Below are 21690 nucleotides of genomic sequence, written 5' to 3' on the forward strand. Positions count from 1 at the left end.
GCATGGCGCAATCCTGGATGACGAGATATCATGAAATCACCATGGAAGTTCTTACTTGATCTGACCTCAAGAGGCAGAGCTGTCGAGCCCCGGGAATCTATATCGGAGCCCGTGAGCGAAAGCTCGGATGCGCCCTTGGCAGGAATGGATCCTCCTGCAAGCACTCAAACGACGGATGCGGTCACAAACGCTGCCGACCCGGAGCCGAGCGAAGTCAAAAACAATGTCCGGACCGGCGGAGCAAATGCGGTTGATTTCGAGACCGCCAGCCACAGCACAAACCTTTTGGGCGGTCAGGCGCCCGAGCAGGCGGATCGACCCGCACGCAAACCACACCGACGGCAAACAAGAGACAAGAGATCAAGCGCCTCCGTTGCGGTGGATCCTCGGGTCGAGTATGGCTCACCGAGCCTCCGTGCTCCCAAGCAGCCGATCTCTTTAGCCGATGACGTGGCCGCCCTGGATGAGGAAATAAGAATGCTAAGGCGTCAGCTTTCGGAGAAGCTGGTGCTACAGAACGCCCAACTCAAGAAGATGCTAGAGCGATTTTGACGCTTTACGCGCTGAACCAGCTTTGGTCCCTGGATATCGATGAAGCCACAACAGCGAAAGTTCATTGTCGAAGTGAAATCGGCGCGCCGACGTTCGACAGGTCGACCAGCCTCTATTTGGGGCGACACCGATCTGAAGGCATTTGTGCGTGAGGCGGAGGCCGAAGTCCCACATCTGTTTCTTGCTGAAGCTCGAATTGGTGACCAGCCACCGGAGGTTACGGAACCGCTCAATTCAGTGGCTGCGGCGGTCGATGATGCCCCAACAACCGCTAGTCAACCAGAAGTGCCAGAAGAGAGTGTCGTCCCCAAGACAAGCTCGGCAGATGCGTCAGCCAACGCCACCTTCCCGGTAAAGCCGCCCGAGCGTTCGAAGCGTCCTCGTTCGACGGGTTTGGCGCGGCGCGTGCCAACAAAGTCAGTGCACATTGCAATTGCAGTCACTGTTGACGAGCTGGCGTCACTCCAGGATGCAAACCTCCGGCTGAAAAAGCGTCTGGTTCGGAAGCTTCGACAGGAAAATGCGGTACTTCAGAGTATGCTGGATCGGTTTGAGGCGCATTAAATGCGAGCTGGATCGCCCCCATCTTGGTCCCGCTTTAAGGAGCGTCGCGATCGACATCTTGCGTCGGTTTAACGGCTTCCTATCTCTGTGGCGTCTTCGACATGGAGCCCCGAGATGAATCGACAGACAACCCGTGCCAGTTCTGACCGACAGATCGAAATTCTTCCGCCTGAACGCGAGCCACGAAACACGTCCGATACCGTAGTGTGCCTCTGTTGCCAACAGAAGCACCTCGCCTCACTGATGGATGTCGACGGTTGCGGCATTTGTGAGGACTGCCTCGCACCTCGTTAATCCTGAACCCCACTCGGCGACCTCTGTGCAAGTGGCTGGGAGGCAGGAAGTACTTCGCAGCGCTATTGGACGCGGCCCGTCAGAGGGCGACGTCCGCGGGCAGACTGCTCCAACTTCGATGTTGCAGCAATCCGGTGGAACGATGACGGCTTGCGAAGGGTCCAAAAGCTGATGGCGCCGATGCACCCTCAGCAACTGTTCCCGCGAAATGGCCGATGGGAAGCCATCGGCTCCTACTGCTGCTTGGCGAGCGCGTCGATCAACCCGATCTGAGAACGAACGCCTCTTCGATACTCGTTGATGAGGATTTTCGCTTCCGCTGTGGCGTCTTTTCGGCTGATCTTTTGATGACGGCACCATGCGTCAAGCACGCTTTGGAGCAGCGCAACGTCGTTCGGTGCGATGCTCGAATTCTCCAGGTTCATTTGTTGCTCTCCCAAGACGACAAATTGCCCCGAATGACGCCGCCCCCGGCATCAAGGCGATGATACTCATGGAGCAGCCGTTAGGAAGTAAACGATTGGTGAGGAGCAAACTAAATTCAGTGGCATCGGATCGCGGGTTTCCCGCAAGTCGATTTCCTGTGACTGAGCAGTGCTGCAGGTGCCCGCATGCGTTGTGTTCCGCCATACCGAGACCTAGCTGCGATCCAAATTGAACGACGTTGACCATGGATCCTGAAATGGTCAACGTCGCACCTTGGAACCACAGAAGGGCGCCAGCTAAAAGCAGCCAGCAAACCTGGCAAACTTGCCAGGCCCGTATTTCTACCTGCTTTGACGGCCGGGCGGCTCAGAACTCCTGCCAGTCGCTGCTGACATCGAGTGCTGCATTGCCGTGGTAGGCTGCCGTCCTACGCGTCGACCGATGCGGCTGAGAGCTGTCGTTTCTTGTGGTCGTTCGCCCGTTCGCCAAGGGACTCTGAGTTGCGCCTTGGAGTTTGAATTGGCTGACAAGTCCTCTGAGGCGCACCGCCTCATTCGCAAGTGTGTTGGAAGCCGCATTGGACTGCTCCACCATTGCCGCATTCTGCTGCGTCGTCTGATCCATCGCGTTAACTGCGGTGTTGACTTCGGCAAGCCCGGCGGACTGCTCTTTCGCAGATGTGGCGATCGATTCCATGTGGGTGTTGATTTCAACAATGAAGCCACTGATCGTTTTCAACGCAGAGCCTGCGTCACGGACGAGTTTCACACCGTTGTCCACCTCTGCGGAAGAGTTGTCGATCAGGCCTTTGATTTCCTTGGCAGCCTGTGCAGAACGCTGGGCGAGTTCTCGAACTTCCTGGGCAACGACCGCAAAGCCCTTGCCGGCTTCTCCCGCCCGGGCCGCCTCAACGCCGGCGTTGAGAGCGAGGAGGTTCGTCTGAAAAGCGATCTCGTCGATAACGCCGATGATGTTGGAAATCTGCTGTGAGCTTTCCTCGATCTTTCGCATGGCCTCTTCGGCGTGGGATACGACCTGGGCGGATTCGGCTGCCGAACGGTTGGCGCGGCTTGCAACCCCCTTTGCCTCCTCAGTTCGCTTGGAGGAATTGGCGACGTTGACTGTAATCTGGTCAAGCGCCGCCGCGGTCTCTTCGAGCGACGCAGCCTGTTGCTCGGTCCGTTTCGAAAGGTCGTCGGTTCCGACCGCGATCTCGCGCGTGCCGGTATCGAGGGTCGAAATTGACCCGGAAATCTGCACAAGGGTCGTGCCGAGTTGAGCAACGGACTGATTGAAATCGTGGCGAAGTGTCTCAAAATCCTGCGCGAAGGCATCGTTAATCTGGAAGGCCAGATCGCCTGATGCCAGTCTCTTGAGGCCGGCTGCAAGGCCCGACGTTGCGACGCGCAAGCGTTCAGCGGCATCATTTTCGGCCTTTTCCTGCATCGCAATGCGCTCGACTTCGGCGCGTTTGCGGCTTTCCTGAGCTTCCTGCTCAAGCCGCCGGTTGGTGATCGCGCCCTGGCGGAAGACTTCGAGGGCCTTGCCCATGTCGCCGATTTCGTCGGCATTGCGAGCAAGTTCGATCTGCGCGTCCAGTTGACCCTCAGCAACGAGGCCCATGGAAGTCCCAAGCTTGTACATGCCCCCGATAATTCGTTTGAAGGTGACGAATCCGACGATGAAAAGCATGAGCGCCAAAGCGGACATGGCGATGGTGATGAGCATCCAATAGAACGATGCCTTGACACTGGCCTCGTCGACGGCCGCTTGCGTGCGATGCTCCAGTTTCACATAGAAGGCATCCACCGGCTTCATGATCTCGGCCTTGAATCGGTGATAGTCCGGCGAGTTCAGCATTTTCGTCGCCTTGCTCTTGGCTTCGGGGCCAAGTTTGGCGGCGTTGTCAACGAGCGCCATCGCCTCGGTTTCAAGCTTGATCAGCGCATCAGAGCGCTTTCCCGCCTCGCCGAGGAGGGCGAATTCCTCTTTGGTGAAACCAGCCTGCTGCATCAGATCTTGCATAGAAACAGCCGTTGCGTCAGGACGCGGCTTTGCGTCCCCGCCTGCGACGAAATCCCAATAGATGCGGTGATAGTCTTCGGGCCGCGGTCGCGTTCCATTGCGGATTTCAACGACCGCATTGTATTGGTCCTTGAAGGAAGGGTCCCCCGTCTCGGCGTAGGTACGCACGAGGCGAGTCAAATCATCCGACGATTGCCGGAAGTTGTCAGCCAGCATGTACGAGTGATATTTCTGGTCGTAAGCCCGCGTAACATCAGCTGCTGCACCCGCGTAGCCCCAAAGACTGGTGATGAGGCCAGCCATGGTCATACCGGTGACCGATGCCAGAACGATAAATTGGCTCTTAATTCTCATGAAGACGATTCCTGATGTGGATATCGCTGCTGGCGTGCCGAACTCATTTCTATCGCCAGTGGCCATACCTCACATGAAAGCAGGTGGACCGGGCTGCATTGCCCGAAGCAAGTATCCTATAGAATAAATTGGTTATTGAACGGATAATGGGGTCACTGATACGAGACGGCATCAGCATAGTCAGCAACCTCACCTTTGAGTTGCAATAATTATCAAGTGAATTTGTAGTTTATTCGATTGTGTTAACCGGGACAATTTCCACCCACAAACGGCGAGGAACGCAGATTTTGGTTTCACCGATGGAAAATACAATTTTCGGGCGAGACCTTGTTCTTATGCCCCCCGCAAATATAAACTTGCGCAGCACCGCTCCCCTGGGGCGCCCGCAGGTCGTGGCGCCCATCTTCAAATCGCTCAATTCGAGCGCAAGCGAAGCCGAACGCTTACGCAACCGGCGGCACGCTCATTGCGAGGATAGGAACTGGCGGCGGTTCCAACTGTTTAGTGGAGCGAGCGAGAAACGTTCGCCTTTCGAAGACTGCGTCGTTCTCCCCCTCCCCTAGATTTGATACCGACCCTGCCGCCTTCGTGTAGAGATGAAGTGGGCGTCGCGCCAAACACTCGCCTACCTCGCTATGAGGATCGATGGTCGATGTTGCGCCCGTTGAAGAAAGGAGGTTCCATAACAACCGTGAAAGGTGGCAGGCACAAAGCGCGCTCGCGGATGAGGCACCGCTGGGAGAGCAAGCGCATCATTGAGGAGGTTGGCTGTACATGAAGGCCGCAACGCGAGATCTGAAGGTGTTGGCGGTGTGCATTGGCAAACCCGAAGAAAGACCCGGCAAGAAGATGAAAACCGGGATCAACAAGCACCCAACAGGCGAAACGGTCTTCGTTGGGTTCGAGGGTCTTGCAGACGACGCCGTTTGTAATGGAAAATACCACGGCGGTCCCGAGCAGGCGGTTTACGTTGAAGGAAACCTAACCCGCCTTTGGTGGCAAAGGGCGCTCAACAAGCCTATCAATCACGGGCTATTTGGCGAAAATCTGTGTATTGCAGGTTTGGACAACCAGATCGTGTCGGTGGGCGACCGTCTCCTAATAGGCGATCTCGTGATGGAAGTAACAGCGCCCCGGATGCCGTGCCGAGTACTTGCGGATAGAATGGGAGATCATGGCTTTCCCAAACTATACAAAAAGGTCGCTCGCCCCGGCTTTTACTGCCGTGTTATTCACCCCGGCTACGTCACCGCAGGAGCGCTCGTGCGGTACGTGCCTTACGCCGGAGAGCGCGTCTCGATGACAGAGATGGCAAGACACCATGGCAAGAGGGGGTCGCCAGAACTAATTGCCCTCTATCAGTCCGTGCCGGTGCACGCCAAGCTGCGGGCCTTTCTTTCGAACGGCCTGATCAAGTTTTAGGATGGTACGCAGTGTGGCCTGGTATCCGTCTCTTGGTCGCCCATAGTGCCGCCGGAGGCTCATCCACACTTGCCTCCGACCCCATCCCCCTCCGCTTAACGAGCGCCGGCGCGGTTGAGTCGTTCAGACGGAGCACTTGCTGATCGCGGTCGTCACACCGAACGATCGAGGACGTGGGCGACTTTTGACTACTTCTGGGCCTGAACGCGAAGCTCATTCATGTATGCGTCGAGCTTCGTCCGTGAGGGGCCTATGCGTTCCAGGATCTCGCGGGCTTCCAAAGGTTGTAACTTGTAGATGGCAATAAATTCCGTGAGATCGTAGTGGCCGTTGTAGACTGTCTCGAAAGGTTCGACTGAGCGCGCGCGAGTGGGTTTTGGAGTGACGCATGTTTTCCCAGCGATTGCCTCTTGATTGCCGTGTGTCATCGTTAACTACCGTCCTGCATGTGCTGGTCGCCTCACGCGTCCTATAAGGCCGTGGAAGCCGACGAATGTCGCTCAACGTCGAACAGGCAGCACTTGTTCCGAGAAAATGGCAACGTTGATCCGACAGATTTTTGAACACACCTGCCGCAGTCACGGCGTCTATCGATCCCGTGTTTATTTGGTCGTATTTCCACGGGTGGGGCAATGCGTGAGATGGAAACGGCCACCATCCGATCGCCTGACGAAAGGGGTGATCTGGTGCGGGCTCGCCGACGCAGAAAGACTGGCCGCCCATGTCCATCTGGCACTGTACAAGGGTCGTCGACCCTCATAATGCCGACGCGGGCGTTTTTTTTTACAGCGCTGAACGTGCTGAAGATTGCGCCCCAGTCCGGACGAGTACAGGAAAAAGAGTGGGGTACGCTGAGCCGCTGGAAGGGCCCAAGCAAATCCAGCTGTCGTACTACCTTTTGGACGGCTTCGGACATGGTTTGCCCGTGCGGTGGGACAGACCAAAAGGAACTCGGCCGACCCATCCGTCCGCAACGCCGGCATTTCAGGGCCGAATGAACTCATGCGTATCTGGGGGCTCAAGCGGGCGGCCAACTGACAGTGATGTCTCCGTGGAGGCCCCAGACGCCATAACTCTTTGTCTATCGATTTTGAGACGACGAAGGTGGCGCTTTGAAGGGCCCTTGGCCGGTAGCTGATACCTCCAGAACGGAGTTCTCGCCACCCCGTACGGCGAACGTACTAGGTTGCCGCCCGAGATGACTAGTGCATGGGCGTTGAAGAACGAAGCCCCTACCTGTATAGTGTCATCTATAGTTTATTTCTATTTTATCAAACTGTTAGGATACGGAAGGGGGACATCATGCGCCTTCCTGAGGTACTTTGGGCGGTTCCATTATCTGTTCGCTTACAGTCAGGAACGAACCGCCTATTCGCATCAGTTTACGACGCGCTGGATTTTCTAGAGCATGAATGGCCGATAAGGCACGGACAGGGCTATGAACGAGCCGTGACGACATGCCGGGGCGCGCTGAACCGTTCGGTTCCCTCTGCAGTCGCGCGCGAGGCCTTCATTGGTGCGTGCATGGAGGCTAATATGCAAACGTCAGGCGTCGCTGCCCACTATCATGCGCGTTCGGGACCTCACGGCAAGCCACTGGCCTGACCAGGAGTACCGCTTCGGAACTAGTTCCGCGAATCTCTGTAGGCGAGGTCCCGGACGATATCCCAGGTGAAAATCCCGGAGTCCACGGCATCCGTACCGGCGAGATCGACCACGAACGTGCGCTCTCCGCTTGCTTCATTGTGGGTCTTCGCCTCTACCCCTTGCAATCGCCCTCCCGAACTTGTCGCTCGTTTTTCTTCTCCGCGCAACTGTCGCTGAACGGGCCGACGCGGCCATTTGTTCGCCGGCTTGTCGCAAGAACACGCGATCAATAGGTGCAGCACATCCCTCCTCTGCGTCTTTGTCACGTGTTGCGGCTTGAAGAAGCCGGGCACGTCAGCATGCGCCTGTCGTGCCGATTGCAACAGGCGTATGCTTCCAAACGGGGTCATCGTGGCCGAAAATCTCAGGCCGCAAAGATAACCGCGTTGCACTTTGCAACTAGTGAGGAACCTTCTGCTCAATGGCCGAAAAACACATTCATCGCCGCCTCGCCGCTATCGTCGTCGCGGACGTTGTTGGCTACTCCCGATTGATGGAGGAGGATGAAATCGCCACGCTCGCAGCGCTGAAGGAGCGTCGGACGACAATCCTCCAGCCTATCGTAGGTGCGCATGGCGGCCGCATCGTCAAATTGATGGGTGACGGTGTTCTCATTGAGTTTCCAAGCGCGGTCAATGCCTTGGCCGGAGCGATTGAGTTGCAGCGGAAGATGCAGGCCGCCAATGCTGCCTTGCCCGAGACGCGCCATGTCGTCTTGCGCATCGGAATCAATCTCGGCGATGTCCTGATAGATGGCAGCGACCTTTATGGCGATGGCGTCAACATCGCCGCCCGGCTACAAAGCCTTGCCGACCCAGGCGCCATCTACCTGTCCGCGGCGATCCACGACCAAGTCAAGCGGAAGCTCGCGCTCAGCTTCGATGATCTCGGCCCGAAATCCCTGAAAAATATCGCCGAGGAAGTTCATGTATATCGTGTGCTCTACGACCCCGCAGCCTTGAAGGTCTACGGACAAGATACAGAGTTGTCTCTGCCTGCGCGGCCGTCCCTCGCCGTGCTACCGTTCACCAACTTCAGCGGTCAGCCCGAACAGGACGTGTTCACGGATGGTTTGACAGAAGACCTGATCACCGACCTTTCCAGAAATCCCGGCTTGTTCGTCATTGCCCGGCATTCGACGTTTGCTTACAAGGGAAAATCACCTGACGTTCGAGCAGTCGCACGCGAACTGGGTGTTCGCTACATCTTGGAAGGCAGCGCTCGTCGCGCCGGCGGTCGCGTGCGCATCAACGTCCAACTCATCGATGCCGCTTGCGGCGATCACATCTGGGCCGAACGTTTCGACCGAAATCTCGAAGACATTTTCGGTCTCCAGGACGAAGTCACAGACAAGATTGTCGAGGCCCTCGTTGGACGCTTGGCGCGACCACCGTCACGCAAACGTCCGAAGAGCTTGGAAGCATATGATCTTTGTGTCAGGGGGCGAATTCTGATCTCAGCGTTCAACAGTTCCCCAGAAGCGCTGCGCGAGGCCAAGATACTCTTGAACCACGCAGTCTCCATCGATGCCGAGTATGGAGAGGCATTTCGTTGTCTGGCTTTTGTTTATTGGCAATTATGGGCGCAAGGCATCGAACCCACCCAAGAGAACCGCTCAAGGGCCTTTGAGCTAGCTCACAAAGCAGTTGCGTTGGACGAAGGCGATGCTGCCAGTCACTGGTTCGTCGGATATCTATGGGCTTACGAAAAACGCTGGTCCGAATCTGATCAAGCCTTCGCAACCACCTTTACGCTGGAACCAAACAATGCAGATGCCCTAGCCATCCGTTCAGAACTTGTGGCCTTCGCTGGGCGCGGATCGGAAGCGGTCGAACTGGCCCAAAGGGCGCTTCGGCTCAACCCGCACCCGCCAGGCTGGTACTATTGGCAACTTGGATTCGCCCATTACGCTGCTTGCCAATATGAAGAAGCCGTCAAGATCTTGCGCATGGAGGCGATTTACCGCAGCCCCTCACGCCGCATACTGGCGGCCAGCCTTGCCCAACTCGGTCGCACAGACGAGGCAATGCGGGAAGCAGCACTTTTCATGGCAATGGCTCCGAAATTCACCATCTCCCACTGGGCCGCGGCCCAACCTGCTCGCGATCCACAAACAGTCCAGCGCTTTATCGAAGGCTATCGCATGGCCGGATTGCCAGAGTGAAGAAAGCCGAGGTTTCGCGGCGGATCGAGCGGCAAACACCGAACGTCGAGCATTACCAGGAGGAAGACCGGTGCGCGCGAGATTTGCGGTCGCCTGATCGAACGTGCGCCGCCTAGGCACAACGCTCTCGAGCCATGAGAGCGCGTCCGCAGCAGGTAACGTTAGTCAGACTATCTTGGCCGGTGCCAATAGCTTGGCTTGCTCCGGCCGCGCTGAGGTGGTCCAGCATTGCTTGCACGAGAGGTTGGGACGCGGGACGGTTGGATCGACCGTCCTAAACGCTTGCTCGTAGCCGCAGGAAATTCAGCCTCGCGCCGGTGGTAAGCTGGGAATCCGGACATGCGATGATTAGGGCTGGATCTCTCGTGCCATATGACAATGGCGCTAACTCAATCCTTTTCCCGCGGTGCCAGGGCTTCGTTTCTCGGTGACTTGAAATTTGTCATAACTTTCAACGTTGCGAACGTGACGATCGATAGAACGATGGCGGTATCGTAGGATCCGAGCCCCACGGCGACGCCGATTGCGCCGGTCGCCCAGATGCTCGCCGCCGTGGCGGTCCCGCGAGTGCCGAGCTTGCCGACAAGGATTGCGCCGCCACCGATGAAACCGACACCGTTGATCAGACCTTCAACCACGCGCGCGGTGGCCTCGGCGTTGCCAAGTATGACCGTCTCTGCAGCCTGTATAAACCCACATGCGGCGATGGCGACCAACGGAAATGTGCGAAGACCAGCGCTTCGTTCGTTTTGTTCGCGATCCCAGCCGATCGGCAGAGCAAGGATGTAGGCCACCATCAAAGCTGCCAGATGCGGAAAAATGTCGAGTTTCACACCAACAGATAAAAGCCAATCCGTCACACGTACTTCCCCTTAAATGTCGCAGCCGATCAATTGAAGCGCCGACGAGAATGGCCTGCGCAACGGCTGTTTTCGCCAGGTCTCGACCTGAGGTTCAATTGCCGTGGCGGCGGATAACGCCAGCAGCGCGTCTGGAATTATGAGGCGATCAGCGGAAAGACGTTTTCCTGCCCGTTGAAAAGATGAGCGATCGCGCCAAGCCGCCGCATCACCGATTTCATGAGGTAATCTCAGGCGACAAAGATGACAGGCCACGTCGGCCCGCCAATACCTACATCCGCACTTTGGCGTTTTCGCCCATGTCCGGTTTGGCGCTGGTGACGGCTGCCGCTACCATCTTGATGTAGCTGATCACAGTGCCGGGACTGTCCCAGTATTCTGCCGAGCTTGGCGTAACTTTGAGAATGCGAATGGAGGGATCGTCGGGGCTGTCCCACCATGCCTTGGCAGGAGTTGACCAGAGATCCCGGATCTTCTCGCGGTCGTTCTGTACCTCGGCTACGCCCGAAATCGACACATACTTTTGCTTCTTCGTGTCGGCGAAAGCCAGGCAGACATTTGGATGGCGCGCGACCTCGTCATCTTTGTGGCTCTTGACGTCGGTCAAGAAATACAGGGCGTTCTCAACCCGCTCGATGTAGGCCGACATTGGCCTGGCCTTAAGGTCCGCGCCGGATTGAGTGGTGAGCATGCAGAACCCGATCTTTTCGGCAAGGTCCCAGACCTCGCCGTTGTCGTCCTCGATGTAAGTCATACGCTTTTCTCCTTTGAGCCAAAGAAAACGACGGCTCTGGAATGACAATCCACGAAACCGGCTCACCTTGCCGGAGCGACAACTGCAGAGGTTGCGCCGCGGCCAGCCGCGCCGTTTTAAAGGGCGCGGCCGCCCCTTGGCGATTAGGCCGCCTTGGATCGCTTCGATGTTTTGTTGATCGACGTCACGGCGAGGTTGGTGAGCTTGTTGTTCGTAGCCTTCTCCTGGTCGAGAATCTCGCTCAGAAGTTTGTGCGCCTCATCATGACCAAGATCCTTGGCCCACTCACGAAGAGAGCCATAGCGCGCGATCTCGTAGTGCTCGACAGCTTGGCAAGCGGCCAGTAGTCCGGCATCGAGAGCTGTTCCTTCGGCCTCTTTCATCAAACCGTCGGCCTCCTTGATCAGCCCTTCGATGGCATCGCATTTTTCACCAGACGCCGTCTTGCCGATCGACTTGAAAACCTGCTCCAATTTCTTGATTTGGTCTTTGGTTTCCGAGAGGTGTTCTTCGGCCGCTTTTTTCAGTTCAGCGCTGTTGGCTGCCTTAGCAACCTTTGGAAGTGCCTTGGTGATGGCGTTCTCAGCGAAATAGATATCCTGCAGTGTATGCTCGAAAATTTCAGCCAGCGATTTCAATGGTTCTCTCCTTGGCAGGTGAATGCAGGAGAGAAAGCATTTTACGGAGGAATCGTTCCACTTCTCGTCGCCAAACCATACCATCCGTACGATCGGCACATTTAATCGCGGCGGGCGATCAGACGCCTCGACACCTACAAACTTGGAAAGAAGCACTGATGATGAGGGCTCACGCACGACCCTTTCAGAGCGCAAACCGCCGGGATCGTTCATGAGACGATGGGGTAGCGCAATTCGCTCACCTGGTCGGTAGGATAAATTCATGCCTTGGAGAACACTACGAACTCGGCGTGAAGAGTTCAGTTGTTCGCACCCGCAAAGACCAGAACACTGGAAGCAATTAAGAACATCTCAAATCTTCGCAGCATCGGGAACAAGCATGGCTGTGCCCCGTTTTGTCGTAAACCCGCTGTAGGCCAACGACATCGCACGCAGGCCTGACCATGGATCGTTTCTTTGCAAGGTTCGCCACCGCAACCGCACACGCAACAGGCAGCCCGCTTGCCTTCATCGTCTGTGTGATCACGGTTCTTGCTTGGGCACTGTCGGGCCCCTTCTTTGGCTTCTCCGAGACGTGGCAACTAGTGATAAACACGGGAACAACGATCGTCACGTTCCTCATGGTGTTTCTCATTCAAAATACCCAAAATCGAGATGGGGCGGCGCTGCAGGCCAAACTCGACGAAATCATATTGTTTACGGATGCCGAAAACGAATTCGTCGGTATCGAGAAACTGACGGACAAGGAGCTACAGGAGCTGCATGCTCGATGCGAGAAGGCTGCCCAGCGCTCGCATGCAATGCTTCAGAGCGCCCATGCCGAACGAAACGCAAGAGAAAATCGGTCGAAGCCGGCCTTCAATCGAGAGGATATCGAGAATCCGTCTCAAGCAAGCACCTCGGGTCGTTGATAAATGTGGCCCAGTGTCGGACGCCGACAGGCGCGAGTTGTTCTCCATGATCCATGGCGGTCGTAGATGTTCATCCAAGCGACCATTGCGAACGCGATAGCTATCGTGCGGAGGGCAGTAAATTCGGCTTGTTGATCATTATCCCGAAGCCGCCATCATCGTCTGAAAGGAACTCTAAGGAAAACCGATCACGACTATCTCGTTCGTTGTCAAAGGGGCAGAGGACGGCTTCTCAGTCCCGCAATATGCAGCCGTCTTCAGCTGCGAGCTAGACGGCCTCAAGGCCACCGAACCGGAACGAACGAAAATCTACTACCTGAATTGAGCAATCAGATGAAAACGTTAGCGATCACCACGGCCGCCATCCTGATGAGCGCTGCATCCAGCTTTGCGCAGTGCAAAGCGAAAGTCGGCACCACAGTCAGCATCGTCAGTGCTCGAAACAGAACACAACGTGCATCACTCTAACCCCGGTCTTCCGGGGTTTTTTCGTAGCAGCCAACCCGTTATAAGGTTTTGGCAAAGACTTATAACGTTGACAAAGCCGCGCATCGTTATAAGGTCTTGGCAGAGACTTATAACAGCGGTGTGAGATGAGCGAAGATTATTCATCAGCAGAAGGAAACGGAGCTTCGACCAAGTGATGGCCGAACTTGTCGCCGAGAGGGCCGCCGCACTCGAGAAGGAAACACCAATGATGAAAGAGATCGACATCAGCTATCGGACGATGTTCGCGGAGCTGGCGCAACGGACGCTCGATGCTCAATTCGTGGCGGACTTCCCCTTGGAGGGATGGTTCGTGAGCGTGACCGTCAAAGATCGCGATTACTGGTATTTTGATCTCCCTACCCCCGAGGGCAAAGACAAGCGAAGCTACGTCGGTCCCGCGAGCGACGAAGCGATCACGGAGCGGGTGAAGGCCCACAAGGAAATCAAGGACAATATCCGGGAGCGGAGGCGCATGGTGAGCACGCTGCGCCGCGCTGGCCTCCCCGGTCCCGATCAGTTTGCGGGCGACGTCACGAAAGCCCTAGCCGACGCCGGATTGTTTCGGTTGCGGGCCGTGCTTATCGGGTCAGTCGCATTCAGCACCTATGCGGGGATGCTAGGCGTCCGCCTTCCCTCGGCGGTTATGCAGACAGGCGACGCGGACTTCGCGCAGGACTTCGCAATCTCGGCTGGGGTCCAAGACAGCCTGCCGCCTATCCTCGAAATCCTCAAGTCGGTCGATCCCGACTTCCGAGCGGTTCCGCACCAGGCTGACAAAGCCAAGGTGGTGGCCTTCCAGAACGCCAAGGGTTATCGGGTGGAGTTCCCGACTGGAAACCGAGGATCGGACGAATATACTGGCAAGCCGTCGCCCATGCCCGCCCTCGGCGGCGCGTCGGCGGAAAACCTCCGGTTCTTGGACTATCTCATCTACGAGCCCGTCCGGACGGTGCTTCTCTTCCGCGAGGGCGTGAACGTCCTTGTCCCCGCTCCCGAGAGGTATGCCGTCCACAAGCTGATCGTGTCTTCGCGTAGGCTGACGGACACGCTAGGACGCGTGAAGGCGGACAAAGACCTGTCGCAGGCCGCCTTGCTCTTCGAAGCGCTTGTGGAGACGCGCCACGGGGACGAACTGGCCGATGCGTGGGAGGAAGCATGGGAACGTGGAGATGCGTGGAAAGAGGGCATTGTCAGCGGCCTATCGAGACTGCCCAAGAACGGAGTGAAAGCCCTCGAAAAGGTTCTCGGTCCCGAGGTGGTGGAAAGCCTGCTGAAAAGGTGATCGACAGATGAACGCGAACCTTAGCCCTTACGACCCCGGCCCTCGCCAGCGTTGCGGCAAGCCGTCGGAAGTCGTCCTGAAGGTCAGCCAGCAAGTCGTGAACGGCGAGGACAAGCATCTGCCGGATCGCCGGCTGTGCCTCGGTCTGCTGCGAGATCGAGAGGAAAGAGCTTTGGGAAGCGGGAGTAGGGCCTCGAGAACCTCTCAAGGCCGCCGACGCATGCGGGCGCGGTTTCGTACGACAGACAAAAGCACGGTTGATTGCCGGCGATGGTTCAGACCGCCTCATCATCCCTTGCCGTCAGAGTTTATCCCTTTTCAAGCAAGCGAGCTGTGCGGTTACGAGCAAAGACATTAGCGATCGGATGTGAGTTATCGGGATGGGCGAGAGTTGCTTGAGTTGCGAGATTACGTCGGGAAGACGAACAGTCCCTGGAGGCGCGGTCCAAGAAACACGCTTTTTCCATGCTCACCAGGACGTCGCCTATCCAATCCCCGGGCAAATCGTCGTCACCGCAAAGAGGCATTTTTGCTTTTTGACGGAAATGAGCTAAGCCGAAACATCGGAATTTCCGCCACTGGTCCAACGCATTAGACGTGAGCAGGAGCGCCAACTGGGTATCGAGCACGTGTATTACATCTACAATGAAGACACGACACACCACTTCCATCTTTGGATGGTGCCGCGCTACCCATGGATGGCACGTTTTGGAAAATCGATCGAGGCGGTGCGACCCGCCTTGCGCCACGCGCGTGAGCAAATGAGTTCTGAACACCACTTGGCCGCAGTAGCAGAAGCGGCCGCAAAGCTGAGGGAAAGCTTGGCCCGAGAGGTGGAAGGTGACTGACAAAGCGAACGACGCGCAGTTAGCCCCAACCGACGTGCGCCGTCCTTGGGCGGTCGTCAAGTTAGTCCCTTGGGATCAGAAACAGACGCCGACCTCACTCAACCAATCCCGATGGACACTATGACCGGTATTTAAGGCCTGAAACGACCGCTTCGGTCGCACGCGAAGCCCTTCCGCCACGTCATCGCTCCCAACCAAAATCCCGCACGTTTCCTAGATCGTCCGCAATCCAAGGATGTTTCTAATTCAGATATAGACAACCCCAGGTGCAGATGATTATATCTTTGAAGGTTGTATTCTTCGTTTTCTCTACTAATAGGAGCATTCTTTGGAAGATGCAAGTTTAATCATCAAGATCATATTGGGGTTCAGCGTGATAATAGCGGCGGTTCTGGTTCTCTTGATGCTAGCCCCTGCTTAAGCCCCTTCCCCAACGAATAGCGGCGTCGAAACCAAAATCCGACAACTTAAAAGCCGAGTTTCAGGTCAGGGTCCGCCGTTCCGCGGATTTTGCGAAAGGCAGACCCGAAATCGTCGTCGAGTGCGGAGACCTCGCATCGCGCTGCAGACAACGCGAACAACCGATTGACGCCTAGGTGAAGATATCGATAAAACGCCCCATCGAATTTGCTCGCTAGCTTTGGTTATAGCGCAATTGGCTTCGCGCTCTGAACGAACCTTCCTTTCAAAATCGCTATCAGGCCTCAAGTTTCGCGCGGAGGCTCCCAGTATCCTACGGAAGGGCTCGTCATGATTGCCGGCACAGTCAAATGCTCCAGATAAGGCCTTGGCGTCATCCAACATGCAACGGCGGCGTCGGCCGGTCTGCCGCTATTCCGCCGGCGAACGCGCTGCTATGAGCGATCACGTCGAAGGCCGAAACATGATTTCGAAGGCGAGCGAGATCTCGGCCCAAAATCCCAGTTTGCCTGTTGCGTCCATAGCAATGTCTCAAGGCGACTATGTCACACAATCAACTAGGAAGACGCCTTGAAGAATTCCAGAGTCAGCCCGCTTTCCGGCCACGGCGCGGCAGCAACCGTCGACCGTGAAAAAGCCTGGCTAAAGATCCTGTCCACCTATCGACAGCCGCATATCGGCCGCAGCACCTTCGAGCTGACGGCGACCCTTGTGCCATTTGTTCTGCTGTGGGCAGGAGCTTGGGTCTGTTTGCACTTCGAGTACTGGCTCGGCGTGGTCCTTATCGTCCCTGTTGCGGCGGGATTTCTCCTGCGCTTGTTCATGCTGCAACATGACTGCGGACATGGTTCGTTTTTCGGGCGGCGCAGCCTGGATGACTGGACGGGCCGAATGATCAGCGTTTTGACACTAACGCCTTATGACTACTGGCGCCGCGCCCATGCCGTACACCATGCTTCGGCAGGCAACCTCGACGAGCGAGGTGTCGGTGACATCACCACGCTTACCGTTGCCGAATACGACGCCCTCACGCCAGGAGGACGGGTTCGTTACCGCCTCTACCGGCATCCGCTCGTGATGTTCGGCATCGGTCCCGCCTGGCTCTTCCTGTTCAAGCAAAGGTTGCCGTTCGGAATGATGCGCTCTGGCGCTCTTCCGTGGGTTTCCACCATGGCAACGAATGTGGCGATTGCCGCACTCTCGGGCATTCTTATCTGGGCAGTGGGTGTCGCACCGTTCCTCCTGATCCATCTGCCGATCGTCCTTCTTGCTGGGGCTGCAGGTGTCTGGTTGTTTTATGTCCAGCACCAGTTCGAAGACACGCACTGGTCAAGGCCACCCGAGTGGACGTTCCAATACGCGGCCATGCATGGCGCCTCGCACTACGATCTGCCGCAGCCCTTGCGCTGGATCACCGGCAATATCGGCATGCACCATCTCCATCACCTGTCGAGCCGAGTTCCCTTCTACAGGCTTCCTGAGGTCATACGTGATCATCCTGAACTGGGAGATATGGGCCGCATCACCATCAGGCAAAGCCTGGGCTTGGTGAAGCTCGTCCTTTGGGACGAGGCCTCCCACCGACTGATATCATTTCGAGAAGCAGACGCGCGCGAAACTGTGGCACGATCGGCTTTGCCGACACCTGCTTGAGCGCACCAGGCGCCGGCCGCGGCACGCGGCCAGCCCCCGTTCTCCCCCGGCTTGACCCGTCAAAAGAGCCGCTCGCCAAGAGGTTCAGCGTAGCGCCCGCCAGCGTCCAGGAACGTTATCCAACTAGCCGCTCCGGTCGCTTTCATCGCACCATCGTCGCGCCCAGGCTCCATCGCCTGCTTGCAACGGGTCGACCTCACGGTTTTTTTGCTGATCGACAAAGCAAGACCGCTCGAAATGTTAATTTGGACAGCTCCGTCTAGCTGCACAGCGTATTGCGGCAGCACGCCTGCAGTTTAGAGAACCGTTTTCACCAAGCGCGGATCACTTTAACAATCGCACAATGCTCCTCGGCGCCGTACCCCGCGTCTGTAGCGTTGCGAAAGAGATCAGAGGCAAAGGCGGGAAACGCGGTGTTGATGTTCAAATCATCCGCTATCTCGACGAGCCGCGTGATATCCACGCCGACCGACCTGATGGTGCTTTGGGGATCAGCAAATCGGTTTCCTTCGATGGCTCGACCCATGTGGCGCAGGTCGTCCGCAAACATCGGTGACAGGCTAGCTATTGTTTCGCCAAATTCCGCGACATCCATTCCTTCCGCAGCACACATCGCCGCCCCGTGGCTGAAGCCAATCCAGTGCCCGGCAAAATAGGCAAGAGCCGCATTAAAGAGAACCTTTGCGCGGCTTATATCGTTTCCGACGTGAGTAAGATTTGGAGCGAGCAGCCTTAAGCTCGCTTCGAGCGAGGTGAAGACACTTTCTCGTCCGGCGATAACGATCGAGGCCTCAGGTCCACCGATCTGACTTGGCCAGGCAGAAATCGCGCCGTCAAGATAGCTTCCTCCGCGGTTCGCCACCCATTCTTCAAGCTGACGCGCTTGCTTCGGCGTGCCCGACGTGAGTTGCACGACGGTCTTTCCTTGGAGCAAGTCTGTCGCGCATGCGTCGAGGACCATCGAGGTTGCCGCGTAGTCTGACAGGCAGACGATAAGTGCGCTGCTGGCGGCAATAGCAGCGGACGGCGTTTCCGCCCTCGACGCGCCGAGGTGCTCCAAGGCCTCTGCCTTGCCTGGAGTTCGGTTCCAGACTGTAACGCTCCTTCCCGAAGTTATAAGCGCTTTGGCGAGCGCGCTGCCCATGCGCCCCAGCCCGATGACAGCTACTTCACTCATCACTTCACCCTTGACCGGTTAGTTACACTATGTAACTTACATATTGTAACTTTAGGTGCAAGGGGCAACCGTGAAGCTCAAGAAAGATATGCGTCGCGAACAAATGCTTGATGTCGCGATGCAAATTGTCCGGGATCAGGGCGCGGATGAACTGACGCTCGGGACCTTGGCTGCAAAAGCAGGGGTCAGTCGTCCGATCGCTTACGGACACTTTTCTACCCGGTCCGGACTTTTGCTGGCACTGTTCAAGCGGCTGGAGGAAAACTATGTCCACCGTCTCCGCTCCGCGCTTTGCGAAGCGCCAAAGGAGCTCACCGCCGTAGCTGACATTATCAGCAAAGCATACTTCAATTGCCTTGCCGATTTTGGCCCAGAAGGTCTCGCAATATCCGCGGCGCTCAAAGGGACAGAAGAGATGGCCGCGCAGCAACGGCTCATGATTCGCGCATACATAGATTTGATGTGTAATGCCCTTCGGCCATTCTCAGAGCTGGAAGTTGGCCATATCCATCCTGTGTGCGTCGGTCTGTTAGGTGCAGCGGAGGCGCTTGCTTCCGAAACGCAAACCGGCGCGATATCTGAGCGGGTCGCCACGGCCGTTCTGGCGGCGCTCATCATCAAAGGGGTCGCAAGTGAGCCGAGCAAGGTTGGGTGAATTTTACCCATGAGGCTTGAAGCCTCAAAATCCTAAACCGGCTGGCCGACGCAGGATGCATCGTCAGGCGTCAGCAGTCTTTCGCAGCCGCTACGGTCATACGGCCGATTGATGCACGACGGCTCGTATCATCCACCGAACCACCCGCGATTGCCCTCTACAGAAACGCTGCTTCGTCTATCAGCGAGCGGGTGCTGCGGCACAACAATCGACGCGGAAAGGCCAGCGTCAATAACGACTAAGCGAAGCCCCGCGCGACAGGTCGGCTGTGCACTTTTACGATGGAGCGCATGGCCCGTTGTGCATTTCCAAGGAAACCGCCCTCGCGACAGTACCCACCTTGTCCCTTGGTGTTTCCTTGGCCGTTGGTCCGAGGAGCATATTTCAGGTTTCACGCCAAGCACCCGGGAGTATGCTGACAACAGACAATTCGTACTTGCCAATCAGCAAGCAACCTCTCGGCGTTTTCGAAGGGCTGCCTCCAAGGAGGTGCACAATGAGAGCCGCGCCATCATCCATTTATCTGATTATTCTTGCGACAATCTCAGTCGGAGTCGTCCGAACGGACGCTCACCAGGCAAAGACCGGCTGGACCTATCCTCTGGCGTGCTGCAAGGCCCATGAGGCAGGTGGCGATTGTGCTGCCATCCCCGCGCCCGACATTTTGCGAGGGGCTCGTGGTTTTTCCGTTTTCTTGCATGCCGGCGACCACCACATGGCAAGACGACCGCACGTGTTCTTTATCCCCTATGGCGATGAGATCCCCTCGGGCGATGGGCAGTATCATATTTGCCTTCATCCGACGGAAGACGACGTGAACTGTTTCTTTGCCCCACCTGACAGCAGCTAATGCGAATACGCCACCCCGGAGTTCAACCGCTCGAGGTCGCCCGCGTCCGTCATTCGCGGGCGCGATATCGAGGCGGTCCTCGCTGCCGTGACCGAAACATCGATCCGAGGTTTCGGCAAATAAAGCGCGAGTATCGCAACCTCATAGCTCGTGCGACGATCAAGGTAGCTGCTGAAGTTGACTTCGTACCAGCAAGACCCAGGCTCATCACACGACGCGAACAATTCCACCTGAAGTCACGCAACGGGATCTTTGATTGCGGTCCTTGCTAGTGATTCTTGATTAATTGCACCCCATCGCAGAACGCAATATTTTATTGCGTCGATGAGACGGGACGTCCACGGCCAGCGCTGCCGAACAGTTTCGGGTTCCGCACCAATCCCAGATGCCGTTCGACGACACGATCCACGAGGAGACGAGCGATGGGCACAACGACACCGAACAACATCATGCAGGTCGGCATGGGGTTCTGGGCGTCCAAGGCCCTGCTCAGTGCGGTTGAACTCGGCGTCTTCACCGAGCTTGCGACTGGCCCGGCCGAACTGCCGGATCTGCAGGCCAGGCTGAAACTGCATCCCCGCTCGGCCCGCGACTTTCTCGACACCCTGGTCGCGCTGAAGCTGCTCGAACGCGAGGACGGCCGCTATCGTAATGCCCCTGACACGGACCTCTTCCTCGATAAGGCGAAGCCATCCTATATCGGCGGCATCCTCGAAATGGCCAATGCCCGGCTCTACGGTTTCTGGGGTTCGCTGACCGAAGCCCTGCACACCGGAGAACCACAGAACGAAGCCAAGCACAGCGAAGATTTCTTCGCCGCGATCTATGCGGAACCGGCACGGCTGCGCGGGTTCCTCGAGGCGATGAGCGGGATCAGCGCCGGCGCGGCGCAGGCGATCGCCGCCAGGTTCGACTGGTCGAAATACACGACCTTCGCCGATGTGGGCGCGGCGCAGGGGATGGTGCCGGTGGTGATCGCGCGAGCGCATCCGCATCTCAAGGCCATCGGCTTCGATCTGCCCGCCGTGCAGCCGATATTCGACGACTTCGTCGCCCGGCAGGGCCTTACCGACCGCATCACCTTCCAAAGCGGCAACTTCTTCGACGGCCCAATGCCCAATGCGGACGTGATCGTGATGGGGCACATCCTGCACGACTGGGATCTTGCCGAAAAAAGGAAGCTCTTGGAAAAAGCGTTCGCTGCGCTGCCGAAAGGCGGAGCCGTGATCGTCTACGACGCCGTCATTGACGACGAGCGCCGCTTGAACGCCTTCGGCCTGTTGATGAGCCTGAACATGCTGATCGAGACCCGCGGCGGTTTCGATTATACCGGCGCCGACTGCCAAGCCTGGATGCGCGACGCCGGTTTTGTGTCCACGCGCGTCGAGCCGTTGCTGGGGCCGGACTCGATGGTGATCGGCTTCAAGCCCGGTTGATCGGAAACCAAACCCCGACCGTTGTTCCGAAAGACCGACCACTGGAGCAATTTCGATTGCCGGCAGCTGACAACGCCGTTGCTCAATCTGACTTTTGAACAGTCGCCGCAAAAGCGCCGCTACCAGCAGCCGACGTTTCTTGAAGTGCCGTCGGGAAAACCGAACCGCCTGCGCAATTCCCCAAGCAGCTAAACATGCAAACCCTCAAATATACCCGAGGGGGCCGCTTGACTCCCTCAGGCCGCGCCAGTATCAAGTTGTAGGCCTAA

Annotated in this window: 17 protein-coding genes; 11 read left to right on the forward strand and 6 right to left on the reverse strand. The window is 57.1% G+C overall.

Features of this window, described 5'->3' with window-relative positions; genetic code table 11:
• Nucleotides 1–30: 30 nt before the first annotated feature.
• Both ASE71_RS04420 and ASE71_RS35570 read left to right on the forward strand, forming a co-directional pair.
• On the forward strand, nt 31–552 hold the full coding sequence (locus ASE71_RS04420) for a hypothetical protein (RefSeq protein WP_127890335.1): 522 nt from the start codon (nt 31–33) through the stop codon (nt 550–552).
• Between the two features lie 39 nt (nt 553–591).
• Nucleotides 592–1116, forward strand: coding sequence for a hypothetical protein (locus ASE71_RS35570; protein WP_127890334.1), 525 nt, complete (start codon nt 592–594; stop codon nt 1114–1116).
• Between the two features lie 527 nt (nt 1117–1643).
• Here the strand turns inward: ASE71_RS35570 and ASE71_RS04425 are convergent.
• Both ASE71_RS04425 and ASE71_RS04430 read right to left on the reverse strand, forming a co-directional pair.
• Nucleotides 1644–1835, reverse strand: coding sequence for a hypothetical protein (locus tag ASE71_RS04425; RefSeq protein WP_034799920.1), 192 nt, complete (start codon nt 1833–1835; stop codon nt 1644–1646).
• Nucleotides 1836–2202: 367 nt separating this feature from the next.
• Nucleotides 2203–4281: a methyl-accepting chemotaxis protein gene (locus ASE71_RS04430; protein ID WP_244496854.1), complete on the reverse strand. Its 2079-nt coding sequence runs from the start codon at nt 4279–4281 to the stop codon at nt 2203–2205.
• Nucleotides 4282–4989: 708 nt separating this feature from the next.
• Here ASE71_RS04430 and ASE71_RS04435 point away from each other — a divergent pair.
• The 3 genes from ASE71_RS04435 to ASE71_RS04450 all read left to right on the forward strand — a co-directional run bounded on the left by ASE71_RS04435 (nt 4990) and on the right by ASE71_RS04450 (nt 9448).
• A complete protein-coding gene (locus tag ASE71_RS04435; RefSeq protein WP_060519025.1) occupies nt 4990–5637 on the forward strand; it encodes an MOSC domain-containing protein in 648 nt (215 codons plus the stop codon).
• 1302 nt (nt 5638–6939) lie between these two features.
• On the forward strand, nt 6940–7242 hold the full coding sequence (locus ASE71_RS34805) for a DUF982 domain-containing protein (RefSeq protein WP_082566340.1): 303 nt from the start codon (nt 6940–6942) through the stop codon (nt 7240–7242).
• A gap of 463 nt (nt 7243–7705) precedes the next feature.
• Nucleotides 7706–9448 carry an adenylate/guanylate cyclase domain-containing protein gene (locus tag ASE71_RS04450; protein WP_060519021.1) on the forward strand — a complete coding sequence of 581 codons (1743 nt, stop codon included), beginning with the start codon at nt 7706–7708 and terminating at the stop codon, nt 9446–9448.
• 389 nt (nt 9449–9837) lie between these two features.
• On the opposite strand, the gene ASE71_RS04455 is transcribed toward ASE71_RS04450, so the two are convergent.
• The 3 genes from ASE71_RS04455 to ASE71_RS04465 form a co-directional block, all read right to left on the reverse strand.
• Nucleotides 9838–10245: an MgtC/SapB family protein gene (locus ASE71_RS04455; RefSeq protein ID WP_210333294.1), complete on the reverse strand. Its 408-nt coding sequence runs from the start codon at nt 10243–10245 to the stop codon at nt 9838–9840.
• A 334-nt stretch (nt 10246–10579) separates the two neighbouring features.
• Nucleotides 10580–11062, reverse strand: coding sequence for a pyridoxamine 5'-phosphate oxidase family protein (locus ASE71_RS04460; RefSeq protein ID WP_060519017.1), 483 nt, complete (start codon nt 11060–11062; stop codon nt 10580–10582).
• A 143-nt stretch (nt 11063–11205) separates the two neighbouring features.
• A complete protein-coding gene (locus ASE71_RS04465; RefSeq protein ID WP_034799916.1) occupies nt 11206–11700 on the reverse strand; it encodes a ferritin-like domain-containing protein in 495 nt (164 codons plus the stop codon).
• Between the two features lie 443 nt (nt 11701–12143).
• On the opposite strand from ASE71_RS04465, the gene ASE71_RS04470 reads away from it, so the two are divergent.
• From ASE71_RS04470 to ASE71_RS04480, 3 genes are all read left to right on the forward strand, one after another.
• Nucleotides 12144–12611 (forward strand): low affinity iron permease family protein, encoded by a 468-nt coding sequence (locus tag ASE71_RS04470; RefSeq protein WP_060519015.1) that lies wholly within the window; start codon nt 12144–12146, stop codon nt 12609–12611.
• A gap of 694 nt (nt 12612–13305) precedes the next feature.
• A complete protein-coding gene (locus ASE71_RS04475; protein WP_060519188.1) occupies nt 13306–14382 on the forward strand; it encodes a GSU2403 family nucleotidyltransferase fold protein in 1077 nt (358 codons plus the stop codon).
• A gap of 1838 nt (nt 14383–16220) precedes the next feature.
• Nucleotides 16221–17303 (forward strand): fatty acid desaturase, encoded by a 1083-nt coding sequence (locus ASE71_RS04480; protein WP_060519013.1) that lies wholly within the window; start codon nt 16221–16223, stop codon nt 17301–17303.
• A gap of 310 nt (nt 17304–17613) precedes the next feature.
• Here ASE71_RS04480 and ASE71_RS04490 read toward each other — a convergent pair whose 3' ends face one another.
• Nucleotides 17614–18480 (reverse strand): NAD(P)-dependent oxidoreductase, encoded by an 867-nt coding sequence (locus ASE71_RS04490; RefSeq protein ID WP_060519009.1) that lies wholly within the window; start codon nt 18478–18480, stop codon nt 17614–17616.
• A 70-nt stretch (nt 18481–18550) separates the two neighbouring features.
• On the opposite strand from ASE71_RS04490, the gene ASE71_RS04495 reads away from it, so the two are divergent.
• The 3 genes from ASE71_RS04495 to ASE71_RS04505 all read left to right on the forward strand — a co-directional run bounded on the left by ASE71_RS04495 (nt 18551) and on the right by ASE71_RS04505 (nt 21421).
• Nucleotides 18551–19135 (forward strand): TetR/AcrR family transcriptional regulator, encoded by a 585-nt coding sequence (locus ASE71_RS04495; protein WP_234852818.1) that lies wholly within the window; start codon nt 18551–18553, stop codon nt 19133–19135.
• A gap of 496 nt (nt 19136–19631) precedes the next feature.
• The gene (locus tag ASE71_RS34815; RefSeq protein ID WP_060539234.1) at nt 19632–19985 is read left to right on the forward strand and encodes a hypothetical protein; all 354 of its coding nucleotides are present in this window, start codon (nt 19632–19634) and stop codon (nt 19983–19985) included.
• 422 nt (nt 19986–20407) lie between these two features.
• A complete protein-coding gene (locus ASE71_RS04505; protein ID WP_034803348.1) occupies nt 20408–21421 on the forward strand; it encodes a methyltransferase in 1014 nt (337 codons plus the stop codon).
• Nucleotides 21422–21690 lie beyond the last annotated feature (269 nt).

The organism is Ensifer sp. Root954, from assembly GCF_001429005.1.
In the GTDB taxonomy this organism is placed as follows: domain Bacteria; phylum Pseudomonadota; class Alphaproteobacteria; order Rhizobiales; family Rhizobiaceae; genus Ensifer; species Ensifer adhaerens.